Annotated in this window: 13 protein-coding genes; 4 read left to right on the top strand and 9 right to left on the bottom strand. The window is 74.4% G+C overall.

Annotated features, from left to right (window positions below; genetic code table 11):
* Nucleotides 1-34: 34 nt before the first annotated feature.
* Nucleotides 35-1,432, bottom strand: a complete 1,398-nt coding sequence (locus NF338_RS13265) for an alanine--tRNA ligase-related protein (protein WP_264031223.1) — start codon at nt 1,430-1,432, stop codon at nt 35-37.
* A gap of 68 nt (nt 1,433-1,500) precedes the next feature.
* The gene (locus NF338_RS13260; protein ID WP_318783075.1) at nt 1,501-2,448 is read right to left on the bottom strand and encodes a cold-shock protein; all 948 of its coding nucleotides are present in this window, start codon (nt 2,446-2,448) and stop codon (nt 1,501-1,503) included.
* A gap of 160 nt (nt 2,449-2,608) precedes the next feature.
* Here NF338_RS13260 and NF338_RS13250 point away from each other — a divergent pair, with 160 nt between their 5' ends.
* Nucleotides 2,609-4,528 carry a glycoside hydrolase family 18 protein gene (locus NF338_RS13250; protein WP_264031222.1) on the top strand — a complete coding sequence of 640 codons (1,920 nt, stop codon included), beginning with the start codon at nt 2,609-2,611 and terminating at the stop codon, nt 4,526-4,528.
* Nucleotides 4,529-4,663: 135 nt separating this feature from the next.
* Nucleotides 4,664-5,956, top strand: a complete 1,293-nt coding sequence (locus tag NF338_RS13245; protein ID WP_264031221.1) for a metal-dependent hydrolase family protein — start codon at nt 4,664-4,666, stop codon at nt 5,954-5,956.
* 18 nt (nt 5,957-5,974) lie between these two features.
* Here the strand turns inward: NF338_RS13245 and NF338_RS13240 are convergent, their stop codons facing one another.
* Nucleotides 5,975-8,038 carry a hypothetical protein gene (locus tag NF338_RS13240; RefSeq protein ID WP_264031220.1) on the bottom strand — a complete coding sequence of 688 codons (2,064 nt, stop codon included), beginning with the start codon at nt 8,036-8,038 and terminating at the stop codon, nt 5,975-5,977.
* A 320-nt stretch (nt 8,039-8,358) separates the two neighbouring features.
* Between NF338_RS13240 and NF338_RS13235 the strand changes: the two genes are divergently transcribed.
* Nucleotides 8,359-9,537 carry an APC family permease gene (locus tag NF338_RS13235; RefSeq protein ID WP_412846883.1) on the top strand — a complete coding sequence of 393 codons (1,179 nt, stop codon included), beginning with the start codon at nt 8,359-8,361 and terminating at the stop codon, nt 9,535-9,537.
* Nucleotides 9,538-9,544: 7 nt separating this feature from the next.
* Here the strand turns inward: NF338_RS13235 and NF338_RS13230 are convergent, their stop codons facing one another.
* Nucleotides 9,545-10,453: an alpha/beta fold hydrolase gene (locus tag NF338_RS13230; RefSeq protein WP_264031218.1), complete on the bottom strand. Its 909-nt coding sequence runs from the start codon at nt 10,451-10,453 to the stop codon at nt 9,545-9,547.
* A 61-nt stretch (nt 10,454-10,514) separates the two neighbouring features.
* Here NF338_RS13230 and NF338_RS13225 point away from each other — a divergent pair, with 61 nt between their 5' ends.
* The gene (locus NF338_RS13225) at nt 10,515-11,069 is read left to right on the top strand and encodes a TetR/AcrR family transcriptional regulator (RefSeq protein WP_264031217.1); all 555 of its coding nucleotides are present in this window, start codon (nt 10,515-10,517) and stop codon (nt 11,067-11,069) included.
* 13 nt (nt 11,070-11,082) lie between these two features.
* On the opposite strand, the gene aspA is transcribed toward NF338_RS13225, so the two are convergent.
* The 5 genes from aspA to NF338_RS13200 form a co-directional block, all read right to left on the bottom strand.
* On the bottom strand, nt 11,083-12,606 hold the full coding sequence (gene aspA / locus NF338_RS13220; protein WP_264031216.1) for an aspartate ammonia-lyase: 1,524 nt from the start codon (nt 12,604-12,606) through the stop codon (nt 11,083-11,085).
* Nucleotides 12,607-12,655: 49 nt separating this feature from the next.
* Nucleotides 12,656-14,248 carry a glycoside hydrolase family 43 protein gene (locus NF338_RS13215; RefSeq protein WP_264031215.1) on the bottom strand — a complete coding sequence of 531 codons (1,593 nt, stop codon included), beginning with the start codon at nt 14,246-14,248 and terminating at the stop codon, nt 12,656-12,658.
* A complete protein-coding gene (locus tag NF338_RS13210; RefSeq protein ID WP_264031390.1) occupies nt 14,245-16,689 on the bottom strand; it encodes a glycoside hydrolase family 3 N-terminal domain-containing protein in 2,445 nt (814 codons plus the stop codon). The genes NF338_RS13215 and NF338_RS13210 overlap by 4 nt, the downstream gene beginning before the upstream one ends.
* A gap of 208 nt (nt 16,690-16,897) precedes the next feature.
* On the bottom strand, nt 16,898-17,791 hold the full coding sequence (locus NF338_RS13205; RefSeq protein ID WP_264031214.1) for a carbohydrate ABC transporter permease: 894 nt from the start codon (nt 17,789-17,791) through the stop codon (nt 16,898-16,900).
* The gene (locus NF338_RS13200; RefSeq protein ID WP_264031213.1) at nt 17,791-18,810 is read right to left on the bottom strand and encodes a carbohydrate ABC transporter permease; all 1,020 of its coding nucleotides are present in this window, start codon (nt 18,808-18,810) and stop codon (nt 17,791-17,793) included. The genes NF338_RS13205 and NF338_RS13200 overlap by 1 nt, the downstream gene beginning before the upstream one ends.
* Between the last annotated feature and the right edge of the window lie 3 nt (nt 18,811-18,813).

Genomic DNA, 18,813 nt, shown 5'->3' with positions numbered 1-18,813 from the left:
GAGTCTGTCAGGCTCAACCTTCACTCAGGGCGAACTATTCCCCGCTCGTCACGGCCGCCCGCGAGCGTGCCCGCTGGCGTTCCCGCTGCAGCGTGTAGCCCTCCCGCCAGTCCGGGGCGAGCGCCATGTCGCGGCGGCGGACCTCGTCGACCGACAGCTCGACGGGGAAGCCCCAGGTGTCCGCGAGCACGAACAGGTCGTCCCCGGTGACCGTCGTGCCCGCGAGCTTCTCGAGCTCCCGGAGCCCGCGGTGCACCGTGCGACGGAAGCGCGACTCCTCGTCGCGCAGGACCGTGCTCAGCTCCTCGCGCTGCGCGGCCAGGCCCGGGTAGCCGTCGCCGTAGGTCTCGGCCACGACGGCGACGAGGTCGTCGGCGAACCGCTCGTCCAGGCCGAGGTGGAGGGCGTGCACGACGGCCCGGCGGACGAGCCGCCGCAGGACGTACCCGTGCGCCTTGTTGCTCGGGCGCACGCCGTCGGCGGCGAGGAACGTCGCGGCCCGGACGTGGTCGGCGATCACGCGGAACGGGCGCGGGCCGTCCACGTACGCGCGGCCGCTGAGCGCCTCGAGCCGGTCGACCAGCGGACGCAGGAGGCTCACGTCGAACACGTCGGGGGTCCCCAGCGCGGCCGCGGCGATGCGCTCGAGCCCGCCCCCGAAGTCGATGCTCGGCTCGTCGAGGGAGACGAAGCCCTCGACGGTCCGCCGGTAGCGCATGAACACCTGGTTGCCGATCTCGACGAACCGGCCCCCGTCGCTCGCGGGATGGGGCTCACCGAACGACGGGTCGTGGTGCTCGGGGCCGAGGTCGTAGAAGACCTCCGAGTCCGGCCCGCAGGGGTCACCGACGGGCGTGCCGTCCAGGCCGCCTCCCCGGCTCCACCAGTTCTCCTCGGCGTCGTAGAGGAAGACCCGGCCGCCGCGCGTCCCGTCACGGTCGCCGTCGGCACGGGACCCCACGTCCACGAGCGGTGCCGCGATCCCGTGCTCCGCGAACACCGTGACCCAGGCTCGTGCGGCCTCGTCGTCACGAGGGATCCCGTGCTCGGGCGACCCGCGGAAGCACGTGACGTACAGGCGCTGGAGGTCGACGCCGACGTGGGCGAGGAACTCGGCGAACCAGCGGACCTGCTGCTCCACGTCGGCGGACCCCAGGCTCCAGTTGCCCAGCATCTCGAAGAAGGTCGTGTGCCGCCGGTCCCCGACCTCGTCGACGTCCTGAGCCCGCACGCACGGCTGCGAGTCGACCAGCAGGGGTCCGGCGTCGTGCTCCCGGTCGCCCAGCAGGTAGGGCATCAGCGGCTGCATCCCGGCACCCGTGAACAGCGTCGTCGGATCCTCGCGCAGCACCAGGGGCGCTCGCTCGATCACGGCGTGCCCTCGTGCGGTGAAGAACTCGAGGTAGGCCGAGCGGATCTCCTGGGCGTTCATCTCATCGACCCTAGGGACCGCGCCCGCCACCTTCCAGGGCAAATGCACCGCCCCGGAGGGCCCCCGCGCTACAGCAGCTCGACGTCGTCGGCCTGCGGCCCGCGGTCGCTCTGGCGGATACCGAACCGGACCCGGTCGCCCTCCTCCAGGACCTCGTCGTCGCGCACGACCGACACGTGCACGAACAGGTCCTCGCCCCCGGCGTCGGGCGTGATGAACCCGAAGCCACGGTCGGCGTCGTAGCGAGCGACGGTGCCCTCGCCCCCGCGCACCGGCCTGCCGGACCCGCCCGGACGGCCGGAGCGGTCCGAGCGCTCGGGGCGGCCACGGTCCGCGGACGGGCGCGCGCCGCGGGAGCCGCGCACGAGCTGCACGTTGCGGGCGTTCGGTCCCTTGTCGCCCGCGACGACGTCGTACGTCACGCGCGCGCCCTCGGCGAGCTCGGTCAGCCCCCGGCCCAGCGCGCTGACGTGCACGAAGACGTCGTCGCCGCCCCCGTCGGGGACGACGAAGCCGAAGCCCTTGACGTCGTCGTACCAGGAGACGGTGCCGTCCGCGCCGTCGGTCGCGGGCTGCGCGGCCTGCGCCCCGAGCGGGAGGAGGTGGTCCGCCTGCGGCCCCTTCTCCCCCTCCACGACGAGGAACGCGACCCGCTGGCCCTCGGAGACCACGCCGCCCCCGACGATGGCCGAGCTGTGCAGGAAGATCTGGGCGCTGTCGCCGTCGGGCGTGACGAAGCCGTAGCCCTTGGTCGGCTCGTACCAGGCGACGGTGCCGAGCACGCCCAGGGGCGCGTCCGCGGCCCGGTCACCCGTGACGCGGACGCGGCGCGCTTGCGGGCCGCGGTCACCCTCGCCCACCTCGAACTCGACGGCCTGCCCCTCGCGGAGCTGCTTGGGCCCGTCGTCGCCGACGATCTCGGACGCGTGGACGAACAGGTCCTCCGCCTCGTTCCCGAGGTCGATGAAGCCGAACCCTCGGTCGGCGTCGAACCATCGGACAGTTCCCTGGGGCACGGAGTACTCCTCGTCTTGGCAGGCAGTGCTGGCACCCATTGTCCCTCAGGTCTCGGCGCCCGCCGCGAGCAGCACTTGACGAACACCGCCGGGTGCGGGTTCATAAGGAGTGCATCGTTAAGTTCCCTGAGAGTTTGATTCGACCTGCAACGGAGCAGACATGAACAGACTTCGCACCGCCGCCGCGGCACTGGCCGTGGCCCTCGTCTCCAGCCTCGCCCTGACCGCCACCCCCGCCTCCGCCGAGGAGGTGCTCGCCAACGGGGGCTTCGAGTCGGGCACGCTCAGCCCCTGGACCTGCTCGGGATCGTCCGGAGCCGTCGTCTCCACCCCCGTGCGGACGGGGACCAAGGCGCTGCAAGGGACCCCCGCGGGCCTCGACAACGCGCGCTGCTCGCAGTCCGTGCCGACCGTCGCCGGCACCCAGTACACCCTCTCCGCCTGGGTGCGCGGCAGCTACGTCTACCTGGGCGTCGACGGCGGCACCTCGACCTGGACCCCGAGTGCGACCGACTGGACCCGCCTCACGGTCACGTTCACCGCCGCGAGCAGCACCACGCAGGTCTACCTGCACGGCTGGTACGGCACCGGTGCCTACCAGGCGGACGACGTCTCGCTCCAGGGCGCGGGCGGCCCGCCGCCCGTCGTCCCGGGCACGCCGGGCACGCCCGTCGCCGGGACGGTCACCTCGACGTCGGCCGCCCTCTCGTGGGGCGCGTCCTCGGGCACGGTGACGGGCTACCGCGTCTACGAGGGCAGCACGGTCGTCGCGACGTCCACGGGCACCTCGGCCACCGTCTCCGGGCTCGCGGCGTGCACCCCGCACACGTACTCGGTCGCGGCCTACAACACCGCGGGCGAGTCGCCCCGCTCCGGGAGCGTCTCGCTCACGACGGCGGGGTGCGGGACGGGCGTCCCCGGCGCACCCACCGCCCTGCGGGTCGCGACGACCGCCGACACCTCGCTCGGCCTCGCCTGGACGGCCTCGACCGGGACCGTCACGGGATACCGCGTCTACGAGGGCACGACCCTGCGGACGACCGTCACCGGGACCAGCGCGACGCTGACCGGGCTCGCGGCCTGCTCGAGCCACACGTACACGGTGCGCGCCTACAACGCGGCGGGCGAGTCGCCGGCCGCCACCGTGACGGGCTCGACGAGCGGCTGCCAGACCGGCGCGCTGCCGAAGCACCTGCTCACGGGGTACTGGCAGAACTTCGTCAACGGCGCCACGCCGCTGCGGCTGTCGGCCGTCCCGACGTCCTACGACCTCGTCGCGGTCGCGTTCGCGGACGCCGTCCCGAGCATGCCCGGCGCCGTCACGTTCGGCGTCGACCCCGGTCTGTCCGCCGCGCTGGGTGGCTACACGAACGACCAGCTCAAGGCCGACGTCGCGACGCTGCACTCCCGCGGCCAGCACGTGATCCTGTCCGTGGGCGGCGAGAAGGGCACGGTGTCGGTCGGCAGCTCCGCCGCGGCGTCGGCCTTCGCGACCAGCGTGATCGGGCTCATCGACGCCTACGGGTTCGACGGCGTCGACATCGACCTCGAGAACGGGGTCAACCCGACGTACATGGGGCAGGCGCTGCGCCAGGTCCGGGCGGCCGTCGGGCCGGACCTCATCATCACGATGGCGCCGCAGACCATCGACATGCAGTCGACGGGCAGCTCGTACTTCCGGCTCGCGCTCGACATCAAGGACATCCTCACGATCGTCCACACGCAGTACTACAACTCGGGCACCATGCTCGGCTGCGACCAGATGCAGGCGTACGGGCAGGGCACGGTGAACTTCCTCACCGCGCTGTCGTGCATCCAGCTCCAGAGCGCGCTGCGCCCGGACCAGGTCGCGCTCGGCCTGCCGGCGACCACCCAGGCGGCGGGCGGCGGGTACGTGAACCCGTCGGTCGTGAACGACGCGCTGAGCTGCCTCGCCGCGGGCACCCGCTGCGGGAGCTTCGTGCCCCCGGCCCGGTGGCCCGACATCCGCGGGGCGATGACGTGGTCGATCAACTGGGACGCGAGCAACGGGTACGCGTTCGCGACCTCGGTGGACGCCCACCTGGCCGGCATGCCGTGACCGCACCGTCCTCGGACGAGACGTGAGAAGTGGCCCCTCGGAGCGTGTCCCGGGGGGCCACTTCTCACCTCTCGCCGCTCCGGGGCCCTGCGGCTACGCTCGCGATGGCCCGCCCGCACCGCCCCGAGGAGTCCCATGACCAGCACGAGCACGCTCGTCGTCCGCGGGGTCGCGGTGTTCGACAGCGAGGCGGGCGTCGTCACGCCGCCGCAGGACGTCACCGTGCGCGACGGCCTCGTCGCCCGCGTGGTGCCCGCCGGCACCGACGACGGCGTCCCGCGCGGCACGCCGACGATCGACGGCACCGGCCGCACGCTGCTCCCCGGGCTGATCGACGCGCACTGGCACACGTCCTTCGCGACCGTGCCGCTGCTCGTCGCCCTCACGGCCGACGTCGGCTACGTGTACGCGGCCGCGGTCGTCAGCGCGCGCGACACGCTCCTGCGCGGCTTCACGACGGTGCGCGACCTGGGCGGCCCGACCTTCGGCCTCAAGCGCGCGATCGACGAGGGCGTCGTGCCCGGGCCGCGGATCTACCCGTCGGGCGCCTTCATCTCCCAGACCGGTGGGCACGGCGACTTCCGCCTCCCGTACGAGACCCCGCGCGGCGTCGTCGGGCACCTGAGCCGCGGCGAGATCATCGGCGCGGCCGCGATCGCGGACGGCCCGGCGGAGGTGCTCCGCGCCGCGCGCGAGCAGCTCATGCACGGCGCGTCGCAGCTCAAGCTCATGGCCGGCGGCGGCGTCGCGTCGAGCTACGACCCGCTCGACGTCTCGCAGTACACGTTCGCCGAGCTCCGGGCGGCGGTCGAGGCCGCCGAGAACCACGGCACGTACGTGACCGTGCACGCGTACACGCCGCACGCCGTCCGCACCGCGGTCGAGGCGGGCGTGCGCTGCATCGAGCACGGACAGCTCCTCGACGAGCCGACGATCGCGCTCCTCGCCGAGCGCGGCGTCCGCCTGTGCCTGCAGCCGTTCCTCGACGACGACGACGCGCCGCCCCTCTCCGGCCCCAGCCGCAAGAAGCTCGAGCAGATGGTCGCGGGCACGGACACGGCGTACGCGCTCGCGATCGAGCACGGCGTCGACGTCGCGTTCGGCACCGACGTGCTCTTCGAGCCCGCGCTCGCGCGCCGCCAGGGCGCGATGCTCGCCAAGCTCACGCGCTGGTACACCCCCGCCGAGGTGCTGCAGCTCGCGACGATCCGCAACGCCGAGCTGCTCGCGATGTCCGGCGAGCGCAACCCGTACCCCGGCCGCCTCGGCGTCGTCGCGGAGGGCGCGATCGCCGACCTCGTCCTGGTCGACGGCGACCCCGTCGCCGACCTGTCGCTGGTGGAGCGCCCCGACGAGGCGTTCGTCGCGATCGTCAAGGACGGGCGGCTCGTCAAGGGCGAGGAGCTCGTCACCCCGTCCGCCGCCTGACGCGGCCCCGCCGCAGGACTAGGCCTTCACCGCCTCCGGCTCCTCGTCGACGGACGGCTGCTCGCCCGACGTCGGCTCGTCGTCCGCGAGCGGCTCGTCGCCCGCGTGCGGCTCGCCCTCGGCGGGCGTCGCGTCGTCGGCGGACGTCCCGCCGTCCGGCCGGTCGCCGTCGACGGCGGGCTCGCCCTCGGGCTGCGCGCGACGTCGCGCGCGGCGCCGGGCGAGCAGGAGGACCGCGCCGGCGAGCGCCACGACGACGAGGAGGACGCCACCGGTCCCGAGCCAGGGCGCGGCGGCTGCGCGGGACGACGCGTCGTCGGCCGCGGTCGCGGCGTCGTCCAGCCGACCGTCGTCGAGGGCGGCGCGGGCGTCCACGACGGACCCGTCGACGTCGAGGAGCAGCCGCCCGAGGTCGGCGAGCGGGCCGCCGCCCGACGCGGCGGAGACGGCGTCGCCGACGGACCCGACGACCTCGACCGCGCGGGGCAGCGTGGTCGCGAGCGCCGCGTACTCCTCGGCGGACCCGGCGTCCTCGTACTGCTCGCGCACGGCGGCCGGGTCGGGCAGGCCCGCGGCGCGGGCGGCCTCCTGCACGTGCCCGGCGGCCGCGGCGGCGTCGGCACCGATCGCGGCGCGGGCCGCCTCCGCGTCCTCGAACGCCCAGTCCGTCATCGCGGCGCGCAGGCCGGCGGGCGGCGACCACGCGCCGTCCGCCGCGTCGAGCTCGACGTACGCCTCGCGGGCCGGGGCGCGCGCGTCGAGCAGGGCGGTCTCGTCGGCGTCGGCGACCCACGTCCGGTACGTCGCCTCGGCTCCGGCCACGCCGCCACGCACCTCGACGAGGTCGAGGAGACGACGGCCGTCGGTCACGCCCGGGTGGTCGAGGGTGCCGGGCGCGTCGTAGGCGCTCTCGCCCGCGTACGCCGCCGCGACGAGCCCGCCGAGGGCGTCCTCGTCCAGACCGCCGACGAGCTCGGACATCGCGGTCCACGCCGCGGCGTAGGCGTACTCCTCGGCGGCGCCCGCGCCGTCGTCGAGGTCGACCTCCTGCCAGGCCACGAGCGGGACGGCGTCCGCCGCGTCGCGCGCGGGCGCGGGCCGCGGCTCCGCCGGTCCGCCGGTCTCGGCGGCGACGCGCTGCCCCACCACCTCGGCCAGCCCCTCGTACACCCACCGGTCCGCGAACCGGTCGCCCGCGAGCCACGCGTGCGAGAGCTCGTGGAACAGGAGCCCGGCGTCGAGGTCCTCGGGGATGACGATCTCCCAGGAGGCCGAGTCGAACCACGCGTACCCGAGCACCCCGGGCGACACGTCCTCGCGGATCCGCTCCAGGCTGCCCGGCCAGGGCATCCCGACCGCGCGCTCCAGCACGGGCATCCCGGTCACCACCTGCTCCTCGACGAAGCCGCTCCACTCGGTGTCGCCCGGGAAGCTCTCCAGCACGAGCTCGTTGCCGCCGACGTCGACACTCGTCTCGTCGGCCTGGGCCGGGTCGCGCAGCGAGACGAAGGCCCAGGTGCCGTAGTCGTCCGTGCTCTCGGTCGCACGGTGGGTGCGGGTCTCCCCGTCGAGGACCGGCGTGAAGCCGTCCCACGTGCTGTCGAAGTCCATCGACGTCGGGGTGGCGATCTCGACGGTGACCTGGCCCGGGTCGCCCGCCGCGTTCACGGCGAACGTCGCGTAGCCGGGCCCGACGCGCGTGTACCCCTCCGAACGGATCGGCTCGCCCGGGATCGTGTAGGACCACTCGACGGTCCGCTCGCGCCCGTAGTTCAGCGGGGAGAACGACACCCCGGCGATGCGGGTCGACGGGTCCTCGGTCTGCTCGAAGGTGACGGGGAGCGTGGCCCCGCCGCTCGTGGCGGTGACGTCGGTCGCGCTCGCCGGCACGGGGATCCCGTACGCGTCCCAGTAGTAGACGTACATCCCGCTGGCAGGCTGCTCGTTGCGGATCGTCGTCGTGACCGTCACGCGGACGGGGCCCGAGCCGTCGACCTCGTACCGCGTGCGCGAGGTCTCCGACAGCCCGTCGCCCGTGTCCGCGGACGCCGCCGTCGGCGCGCCGAGGAGGACGGCGCACACGAGCACGACCCCCGACCCGGTACGCAGCGTCCGTCCAGCCCGACGCACCCGTCCTGCCACCACCCCTGCACCGCCGTCCTCGCCGTAGCGGACAGCCCGTCTCCCCGTGCGACGGGTCCGGTCGACGACGACCGGGAACGGGACACCGGCGGGAACTGTACCCGCTCGCGGACGGCGCGCGGACCACTCCCCGGGGCGGGCGTCGACACCTTCCGGACACCTTGCCCTGGCACGCTGTCCGGGTGACGACCGCACCGGGCCAGCCCTCGCTCGCGCGCCGCCTCGGCACGACGGACGCCGTCGTCGTCGGGCTCGCCTCCATGGTCGGCGCGGGCGTGTTCTCCGCGTTCGCCCCCGCGGCCGCCGCGGCGGGGACGGGACTGCTCGTCGGGCTGGCGCTGGCGGCGGTCGTCGCGTACGCGAACGCGACGTCGTCCGCCCAGCTCGCGGCGCAGCACCCCACCTCGGGCGGCACGTACGTGTACGGGCGCGAGCATCTCGGCCCCTGGTGGGGCTACCTCGCCGGGTGGGGGTTCGTCGTCGGCAAGACGGCGAGCTGCGCGGCGATGGCGCTCGTGCTCGCCGCCTACGCGGCGCCGCCCGGGTGGGAGCGCCCCGTCGCCGCCGCGGCCGTCGTGCTGCTCACGGCCGTGGGCTACCGGGGCGTGACCCGGACGGCGCGCCTCGCCCGGGCCATCGTCGCGGTGGCGCTCCTCGCGATCGCGACGGCCGTCGTCGCGAGCCTCGCGGGCACCGCGCCGCGCTGGTCGGCAGTGCTCGACCCCGACGGCGCGCACGGCGGCTGGTACGGCATTCTCCAGTCCGCGGGCCTGCTGTTCTTCGCGTTCGCGGGGTACGCGCGGGTCGCGACCCTCGGCGAGGAGGTGCGCGACCCGCGCCGCACGATCCCGCGCGCGGTCCTCGTGTCGCTCGGGGCCGTCGTCGTGCTCTACGCCGTCGTCGCGGTGGTCCTGCTCGCGGTGCTCGGACCGGACGGGCTCGCGGCGTCCGCGGCTCCGCTCGCCGACGCGGTCGCCGCCGGGTCGTGGACGTGGGCCGGCCCGGTGGTGAGCGTCGGTGCCGTCGCCGCGAGCGCCGGCGCCCTGCTCGCCCTGCTCGCGGGCGTGAGCCGGACGGGCCTCGCGATGGCGCGCACGGGCGACCTGCCCGCGTGGTTCGCGGCCGTGCACCCCGTGCACCGGGTGCCGCACCGGGCCGAGCTCGCGGTCGGGGCGGTCGTCGTGGCGCTCGTGCTCACGACCGACCTGCGGGGGGCGATCGGGTTCTCGTCGTTCGGGGTGCTCGTCTACTACCTCGTGGCGAACCTGTCGGCGCTGCGCCAGACCGCCCCGCACCGCCTGTACCCGCGGGCGCTCCAGGTGCTGGGCGCCTTCGGGTGCGTCGCGCTCGTCGCCACGCTCCCGCTCGCGAGCGTCGCTGCGGGGACGGCGGTGCTGGCGGCAGGCGTCGCCCTCCGGGCGGTACGCGCGCGGTCGTGACAGGACGTCACGCCGCGCGGTCGAACCAGTCGCGCGAGAGGGCGGCGACCGCGGCGGGCGCGTCGTCGGTGATGAAGTGCGCGGCGTCGTCGACGTAGGCGAGCTCGGCCCGGTCCGCGTGCCGCTCCGGCGCGCGGCAGACCTGCCCCATGAGCTCCTCGGTCCACGGCAGGTCGCGGCGGCCGAAGACGAAGAGGGTCGGCACCGTGAGGCGACGGCGGCGGTAGACGCCCCGCATCATGCGCGTGGCCTCCGGCAGCACCATGTGCCGCACGAGCGGACGCACGGCGGCGTCGACCTCCGTCCGGCGCATCGGGGCGAGATGGGCGTCGACGTCGTCCTCCGACATCGGGTGGGCGACGTACGCGCTGGAGAAGATGCCCCGCAGCGACGCGCCCCGACGGTGCCAGATCAGGGCGGGCAGGTGCCGGAAGCCGGGGAGGAGCCGGGGGCTGGGCCGCATGAAGCCCGGTGGGACCGAGAGCTCCACGGCCGTACGGACCCGGTCGGGGTGGTCGTAGCAGAGCTGCATCGCGGTGATCGCGCCCATGTCGTGCGAGACGAGGTGGGCTCGGTCGACGTCGAGGGCGTCGAGGAGGGCGAGCAGGTCGCCGAGCCGGGTCTCGCGCTCGACGTGCGCGTCGTCGGCCGTGGTCCATCCCGCCCCGCGCAGGTCGGGGCACAGGACGCGGTAGCCGGCGGCGGCGAGGACGGGCGCGACGCCGTGCCACTGCCACCAGTGCTCGGGGAAGCCGTGCAGCAGCAGGACCGGGTCACCGGTGCCGATGGTCGCGACGTGGGTGCGCAGGCCGGGCGTCTCGACCACGAGGTGGTCGAAGCCCGGTGCGTCCGGGAGCGGGGGCGACCACGCCCGGGCGCCGGCGGGGCGGGTGGTGCGGGGCTGGGGCGTAGTCATGGCGACTCCTTCGGACGAGTGACTACTATGTTCATAGTAGATCGGTCGAGAGAGGGAGTCCATGGCCGCAGCCACCCGAGAACGAGCGCTCGACGCGGCCGTGGAGGTGCTCGGTGCGGACGGCGTGCGCGCGCTCAGCCACGCGCGGGTCGACCGACGGGCAGGCCTCCCGCCCGGGTCGACGTCGAACTGGTTCCGCACGCGACGCGCCCTCCTCGCGGGCGTCGTCGACCGGATCGCCGAGCAGGAGCGCGCCGACCTCGACGTCACCGCGATGCCGACGATCACGAGCGTCGACGCGCTGGTCGACGGCCTGTGCGCGATGACCGAGGCGCAGTCCGGGCCGTTCGCGGCACGCACCCGGGCGCGCTACGCCCTCTTCCTCGAGCTCTCCGGCGACCCCGAGCTCGGAGAGCCCCTGCGGCAGCAGCGCCGCGCGTTCGAGCGGTGGACCGAGCAGATCGTGGGCGCCGTCGGCATCGCCGACCCCGTGCCTGCCGCCCGGGCCCTCATGGCGCTCGGCGACGGGCTGCTCCTGCACCGGCTCACCGTCGACCCCGGCCTCGACCTGCGCCCCGCGATCGAGCGCGCGGTGCGTGCCCTCGCGGGGTCGTGACCCGGCGTCGGCGTCAGGCCTCGGGTTCCGGGGGTGCGCCCGTGGCGTCGTCGGACTCCACGACGCGTGACGACTCGCCCTCGTCCCCACCCGCGGGGAGGCCGCGCTCGTCGGGGGCGTAGTAGCGCCCGGTGTAGCGCGGGCGGAGGAAGTTCTCGGTCGTGAGCACCGCGTCCACCTCCTCCGGCGTGAGCAGGCCGCGCGCCACGACGACGTCGCGCACCGACGCCCCGGTCCGTGCCGCCTCGGCGCCCACGAGGTCGCCGTTGCGGTGCCCGATGATCTCGTTGAGGTAGGTGACGATCCCGATCGAGTCGAGCACGTGGCGGCGGCACACCTCGACGTTCGCGGTGATGCCCGTGACGCACTTGGTGCGCAGCGCGACGCACGCGTTGGTGAGCAGGCGCAGCGACTCGAACATGGCCTGCGCGAGCACGGGCTCCATGACGTTGAGCTGGAGCTGGCCCGCCTCCGCGGCGTGCGTGATCGTCACGTCGTTGCCCATGACCTTGAAGCAGACCTGGTTGACGACCTCGGGGATCACCGGGTTCACCTTGGCGGGCATGATCGACGACCCGGCCTGGAGCTCGGGCAGGTTGATCTCGCCGAGGCCGGCGCGCGGCCCCGAGGACAGCAGGCGCAGGTCGTTGCAGATCTTCGACAGCTTGGCCGCGAGGCGCTTCAGCGCGGAGTGGACGGCGAGATAGGCGCCGTTGTCGTACGTCGCCTCGACGAGGTTCTCCGCCGGCACGGCGGGCAGCCCGCTCACCTCGGCGAGGCGGCGGGTCGCGACCTTGGGGTACCCGGGCGGCGTGTTGAGCCCGGTGCCGATCGCGGTCGCGCCGAGGTTCACCTCGAGCAGCAGCTCCCCCGCGACCTCGAGGCGCCGGACCTCCTCGCCGACGTTCACGGCGAACCCCGCGAACTCCTGGCCGAGGCTCATGGGCACCGCGTCCTGGAGCTGGGTGCGGCCCATCTTGAGGACGTCGGCGAACTCGGACGCCTTCTCGTCGAACGCGCGCTCGAGCAGCAGCACCTCGTCCTGCAGCCGCCGGACGAGCTGGTGCACCGCGAGGCGGAACCCCGTGGGGTACGCGTCGTTGGTCGACTGCGAGCGGTTCACGTGGTCGTTCGGGTTGATGACGTCGTAGCGGCCCTTCTCGAACCCCGCGAGCTCGAGCGCGAGGTTGGCCACGACCTCGTTGGTGTTCATGTTGACGCTCGTGCCCGCACCGCCCTGGAACACGTCCACCGGGAACTGGTCGAGGCACCGGCCGTGGTCGAGGATCGCGTCGCACGCGGCGACGATCGCGTCGGCGACGTCGCGCTGGAGCGTGCGCAGCTCGCGGTTCGCGAGCGCCGACGCCTTCTTGACCATCACCATGCCGCGGACCATCTCGGGGACGTCGCTGACCGTCGTCCCCGAGATGCGGAAGTTCTCCACGGCCCGGACGGTGTGGACCCCGTAGTACGCGTCCGCCGGGACCTCGAGGGGTCCCAGCAGGTCCTCCTCGACCCGTGTCCGTGCGCTCGACATGCCCCGACGGTATCGCCCGCCGGGGCACGCCACGCGCGGAGCGGTCCGGTCAGCCGACCGGCCCGTAGACGAACCTCTCGACCCGCACCACGGAGGTCGAGGGCTGCCCCTCGCTCGTCGCGTGCACGCCGAGCCACAGCCCGAGGAACCCGCCCGTCGCGGCACTGTCGAGCGCGCGGCCGTCCACCGTCGCGACGAGCTCGGGCGAGCCACCGGGCTCGTCCCCCGCCGGACCGGCGACGAGCCCGTAGTCCTGCCCGCGCACGCGCAGCCCGACGACGACCGGCTCCCCGGCCACGGCGCTCACCGTGGTCTCGCCGACCACCTCGTCCGTGCCGCCGCGTCGGTGCACGGCCACGACGCGCCGCGCGTCCCCGGGCCCGCCGTCGACCAGGAGCCGCACGTGGTCCTGCTCGGACTGCCGCACGACGACGCCCGCCCGCTCCCCCGCGACCTCCGGCACGCGCAGCGTGACCGCCACGTCGACGTCGCGGTGCTGCTGGCGCACCCCGAGGAACGCCGGCACGGTGCGTTCCGCGAGCGTCGCCGGACGCACCGCGAGGTCCCAGCCCTCGCCCGCCGGGGTCGCGAGGTCCCGGGGCAGGGCACGCACCGCCGTCCAGCGCGGGTCCTCCGGGCCGACGACGCCGCTCGCCCCGCCCTGGATCGCCGGGCGCGGCGCGGCGGACGCGAACGGGACCTCCACGACGTCGGGCACGCGCCCCTCGCCGGGCGCGAGGACGGGCCAGCCGTCCTCCCACACGACGGGGACGAGGAACGTCTCGCGCCCGAGCGGGTAGTGGTAGCCGCCGTCGACGCGCATGGCGAGCAGCACGGCCCACCACGACCCGTCGGGCGCCTCGACGAGGTCGGCGTGCCCCACGCCGACGACGTCCACGCCGCGCCCGAGGTGCCGGTGCGTGAGCACGGGGTTGGCCTTGTTCCCCTCGTAGGGGCCTGCCACGGACGACGACCGCGCGACGGACACCGCGTGGTGGAAGTCCGTGCCGCCCTCGGCCGCGAGCAGGTAGTACGTGCCGTCGACCTTGTACAGGTGCGGGCCCTCGGCCCAGACCGCCCCGCGCACGGCCCCCGTCCACACGACGTGCTCGGGGCCGACCAGGGTGAGCGTCGCGAGGTCGAGCTCGCGCACCCACACCTCGGTCTGGTGGAACCACTCCGGGTCGGCCGCGAGCCGGGTCCCGTGCAGCCACGCGCGACCGTCGTCGTCGAAGAAGATCGACGGGTCGATCCCGGCGACCCGCACGCCGACCTCGTCGCGCAGCCACACCGGGTCGGACCACGGTCCCGCCGGGTCGGTCGCCGTCATGACGAAGTTGCCGCCGCGGGAGTCGTCGTCCGGGTCCACGAGCGTGCACACGAGCCAGAACGTGCCGTCGTGGTGGCGCAGCGTCGGTGCGTACAGACCGCCCGACGAGCGGACGCCGTCGTAGTCGAGCTGACCCGACCGGTCGACGACGTCCCCCACGTGCTCCCACGTCGCGAGGTCGCGGCTGCGCAGCACGGGCAGGCCGGGCAGATACTCGAACGTCGAGGTGACGAGGTAGAAGTCGTCGCCGACGCGGCACACCGACGGGTCGGGGAAGCACCCGGGCAGGATCGGGTTCGGGACGCGCGTCATGCGCGCTCTCCCGCCCCGACGTGCGCGGAGACCTCGACCGCGACGAGCCGCTCGTCCGCGGCCGTCACCTCGTGCACCGGCCCCGTGACGACGAGCGTCACGCGCGCGGTCGCCGCACCCGGCACGACCCGGCGCTCGGCCGGGGCGGACTCGTTGACGATCGCGCCGCCGGTCGTCGAGCCGAGGTCGTCGGGCCCGGGCGCGGCGTCGACCGCGCCCGCGTGCGCGCCGACCCACACCTCGACGTCGCCCGGCTCGACCACGCGCACGAGGCGGCGGTCGGAGAACGCGAGGCGCGTCGTCGGGACGCGGAAGGCCACGCGGCGCGACTCGCCCGCGCCGAGGTCGACGCGCGCGTACCCGAGGAGCTGCGCGACGGGGCGCGGCACCGACCCGACGACGTCGCGCGCGTAGAGCTGCACGACGTCCGTCCCCGCGACGTCGCCCGTGTTCGTCACCGTCACCGACGCGGCGAACGTCCCGCCCGCGGCGACGCTCGCGTCGACCTCGAGGTCCGCGTACGCGAACTGCGTGTACGACAGCCCGAACCCGAACGGCCGCACGGGCGTCGGGTCGGCGGACGTCACGTCCGACGGCCCGCCGAGCACGGGGTGCAGGTAGGAGTACGGCTGCGCGCCGCCCGCTCGCGGCAGCGACACGGGCAGGCGGCCCGACGGGTTCACCGCGCCGACGAGCACGTCCGCGACGGCGCGCCCGCCCTCCTCGCCGGGGAAGAAGCCCTGCACGACGGCGGCCGGGCGGCCGGCCGTCGCACCGCCCGCCCCCGCGTCGTCCCCCAGCGCCCAGCCGATCGCGTACGGACGACCGGTGAGCAGCACGAGCACGACGGGCGTCCCGGTGGCGACGACCTCCTCGACGAGCCGCCGCTGCACGCCCGGGAGCTCGAGCGACTCGACGTCGTTGCCCTCGCCGACCGTGCCGCGACCGAAGAGCCCCGCCTCGTCGCCCACGACGACGACCGCGACGTCCGCGGCGCGCGCGGCGTCCACCGCCTCGGGGATCCCCGAGGCGTCGTCGCCCTCGACCGCGCAGCCCCTCGCGTGCGTCACGACGGTGCCCGCGAGCACGTCGCGCAGCGACTCCAGGACCGTCGGCAGGGCGATGCCGGCCGGGACGCCGGGGTGGTGCGCGAGCACGTGGTTGACGAACGAGTAGCAGCCCATCAGCGCCTCGGACGAGTCCGCGTTGGGCCCGACGACGGCGACGCGCCGCGGGGCGGCCGGCGCGCCGTCAGCGCTGTCGGGCGCTCGACGCCCGAGCGGCAGCACGCCGTCGTTCGCCAGGAGCACGAGCGACTCCTGCGCGAGGCGGCGCGCGGTCGCGCGCTGTCGCGGGGTGTCGAGGTCGACCTCCGTCGGCGGCTCGTCGGCGTACGCGCCCGGGTCGAGCAGGCCGAGCTCCTCCTTCTGGTTGAGCAGGCGCAGGACGGCGCGGTCGACCCACGCCTCGTCGAGCGCGCCGGAGCGCACGCGCTCGGCGAGCGGCGCGAGGTACGCGTCGCCCGTGGGGAGCTCGACGTCGAGGCCCGCCTGGAGCGCCTGCGCGGCGGCCTCCCCGCGGTCGGCCGCGACACGGTGCATGACCTCCAGGAACGCGACGCCGAAGTAGTCCGCGACGACGACGCCGTCGAACCCCCAGCGCTCGCGCAGGATCTCGGTGAGGTGCTCCGGGCTGCCGTGCAGCGGCACGCCGTCGACGTCGACGTACGACGCCATGACCGACCGGGCGCCGCCGTCGCGCACGGCCATCTCGAACGGCGGGAGGTAGACGTCGGCGAGCTCGCGCGGCCCCGCGCTCACCGGCGCGTGGTTGCGCCCGGCGCGCGAGCCCGAGTACCCGACGAAGTGCTTGAGGGTCGCGTGCACGCCCGCGTCCTGCAGGCCGCGCACGTACGCCGTGCCGACCGTGCCGACGAGGTACGGGTCCTCGCCCACGCACTCGTCGACGCGGCCCCAGCGCGGGTCGCGCACGACGTCGAGCACGGGCGCGAGGCCCTGGTGCACGCCGAGCGCGCGCATCGACCCGCCGACCTCGCGCGCCATCTCCTCGACCAGCGCCGGGTCGAACGACGCTCCCCACGCGAGCGGCGTCGGGTACGTCGCGGCCTTCCAGGCAGCGAGGCCCGTGAGGCACTCCTCGTGCACGATCGCCGGGACGCCGAGCCGGGTCTCCGCCTTGAGGCGGCGCTGCTCCGCCCAGAGCCACGCGGCGCGCTCCGCCGGCTCGACGGGCCGCGTGCCGTAGACGCGCGTGTAGTGCCCCATGCCGTGCCGCGTGATCTCGGCGAGGCGGCCGCCGTCCTGCTGCCCCGCCGTCATCTCCGACTGCATCGGGGCGACGGTGCCGTTCTGGTCGAGCCAGTAGCCCACGAGCTGGGCGAGCTTCTCGTCGAGGGTCATGCGGGCGTGGAGCGCGCGCACGCGCTCGGAGACCGTGGGCGGCTGCGGCGGCGCCGGGCGCGGGCTGCGCGGCGCCTGGGCCGCGGGCTGCGAGGTGGCCTGCTCCGGGGAGCCGAGGGGTGCCGTCGGGACGGCAGGGACGACGTCGGTCACGGGACCGTTCTCCTTCGATGGTGGCCCTGCCCCGCGCACGGCGCGGGGCAGGGACGGGGTGCGGACGGGCGCGCGGTCAGCCCTTCACGGCTCCGGAGAGCCCGCCGACGATGCGCCGCTCGAACAGCGAGAAGAAGACGAGCGCGGGGATCATCGACAGAGAGGTGAAGGCGAGCACGCGAGCGGTGTCCACGGAGTACTGCGACGCGAACGCCTGCACGCCCAGCGGGAGCGTGTACGACGTCTCGTCGTTGAGGATGAAGAGCGGGAGCATGTAGCTGTTCCAGCTCGCGACGAACGCGAGGATCCCCACGGTGATGACGCCCGGCAGGGACAGCGGCACGACCATGCGGAAGAAGAAGCCGAGCCTGCTCGCCCCGTCGATCGACGCCGCCTCCTCGATCTCGCGCGGGATGGCGCGCAGGAACGGGACCAGGATGATGACGGTCGTCGGGAGGGCGAACGCGATCTGCGGGAGCACCAGGCCGCCCACGGAGTTCATCAGCCCGAGCGAGCGGATCATGATGTACAGCGGGGTGATCGCGACGGTCATGGGGAACATGAGTCCCGCCGCGAACAGCGCGTACAGCGCCCCGCGTCCCGCGAACGAGTAGCGCGCGATGACGTAGCTCGCCATGAGACCGAGCACGACGACGCCGAGGGTCGTGAGGAGCCCCGCCACGAGCGAGTTCCCGAGCTGCTGCCAGAACAGCGAGCTCGTCAGGACGCTGACGTAGTTCTCGAGCTGCCACGGGTCGGGCAGGCCCGACGGGTCCGCCGTGATCTGCGCGTTCGTGCGGAACCCGCCGATCACGATGTACGCGATCGGGGCGAGGCACACGCCCACGAGCAGCCACGCGACGACGTACGTCAGCGGGCCGCCCCGGCCGATGCCGGAGCCGCGCGGCTCCTTCGGGATCTTGGCGCCGGGAGCGCGCTCGGGCGCCGGTGCGGCGGTGACGGTGGCCATCACTTCTTCCCTTCCGTGATCGCGCCCTCGGTGTCACGGCGCAGGACGTACCGCTGGTAGACGAGCGCCACCGCGAGCGAGATGAGGAACAGCACCACGGCGACCGCGCTGCCGAACCCGTAGTTCCCCGCGTTGCGCCCGTTCGCCACCATGTAGGTCGCCATGGTCGACGTCCCCGCCGTCGAGGCCACGTACTGGCCCCAGATGATGTAGACGAGGTCGAAGAGCTGGAGCGAGCCGATGATCGACAGGAACGCCCAGATGCGGACGGTCGGGCCGAGGAGCGGGAGCGTGACGTAGCGCTGCGTCTTCCAGTACGACGCGCCGTCGATCGCGGCCGCCTCCCCCAGCTCGTCGGGGATGCCCTGCAGGCCCGCGAGGAAGAGGATCACGGCGAAGCCGATGTACTTCCACGTGATGATGAGCAGCAGGGTCCAGATCGCGACGTCCGGGTCGGCGAGCCAGTCGACCGTGAGGAACCCGAGGCCGATGCGCTCCAGCAGGTCGTTCACGGCGCCCGTGGTCGCGAGCATGAGGCTGAAGCCCGTCCCGACGATCACCTCGGACACCACGTACGGCACGAACACGAGCACCCGGATCACCGAGCGGCCGCGGATGCGCCGGTTGAGCATGAGCGCCACGATCACGGCGACCGGGCCCTGCAGCACGAGCGACATCAGGACGATGAACGCGTTGTGCCCCAGCGCCGCGAGGAACTCCGGGTCGCGGAAGATGATGAGGTAGTTGTCGAACCCGACGAACTCCGTCGGCGGGCCGAAGCCCTTCCACTTGAAGAACCCGTAGTACGCCGCCATCACCACGGGGACGATGACGAAGGTCAGGAAGACGACGAGCGCGGGCCCGGCGAGCACCGCGATCTCGGCTCGCTGGGCCCAGCGGCCGCCGCGCGGGGGGCGCCGCGCGGCGGCCGGGGCGGCCGGGGGCGGCGTCGCGCCGCCCCCGGCCCGGTCCTCGGGCGTCGTCGTGCTCGGCGAGATCTCGCCCTGGGACACGTTCATGGA

The sequence above is a fragment of the Cellulosimicrobium sp. SH8 genome (genome assembly GCF_025818875.1).
GTDB lineage: Bacteria > Actinomycetota > Actinomycetes > Actinomycetales > Cellulomonadaceae > Cellulosimicrobium > Cellulosimicrobium cellulans_D.
The sequence above is the reverse complement of the archived record's forward strand: the minus strand, read 5'-3'. Positions and strand labels throughout refer to the sequence as shown.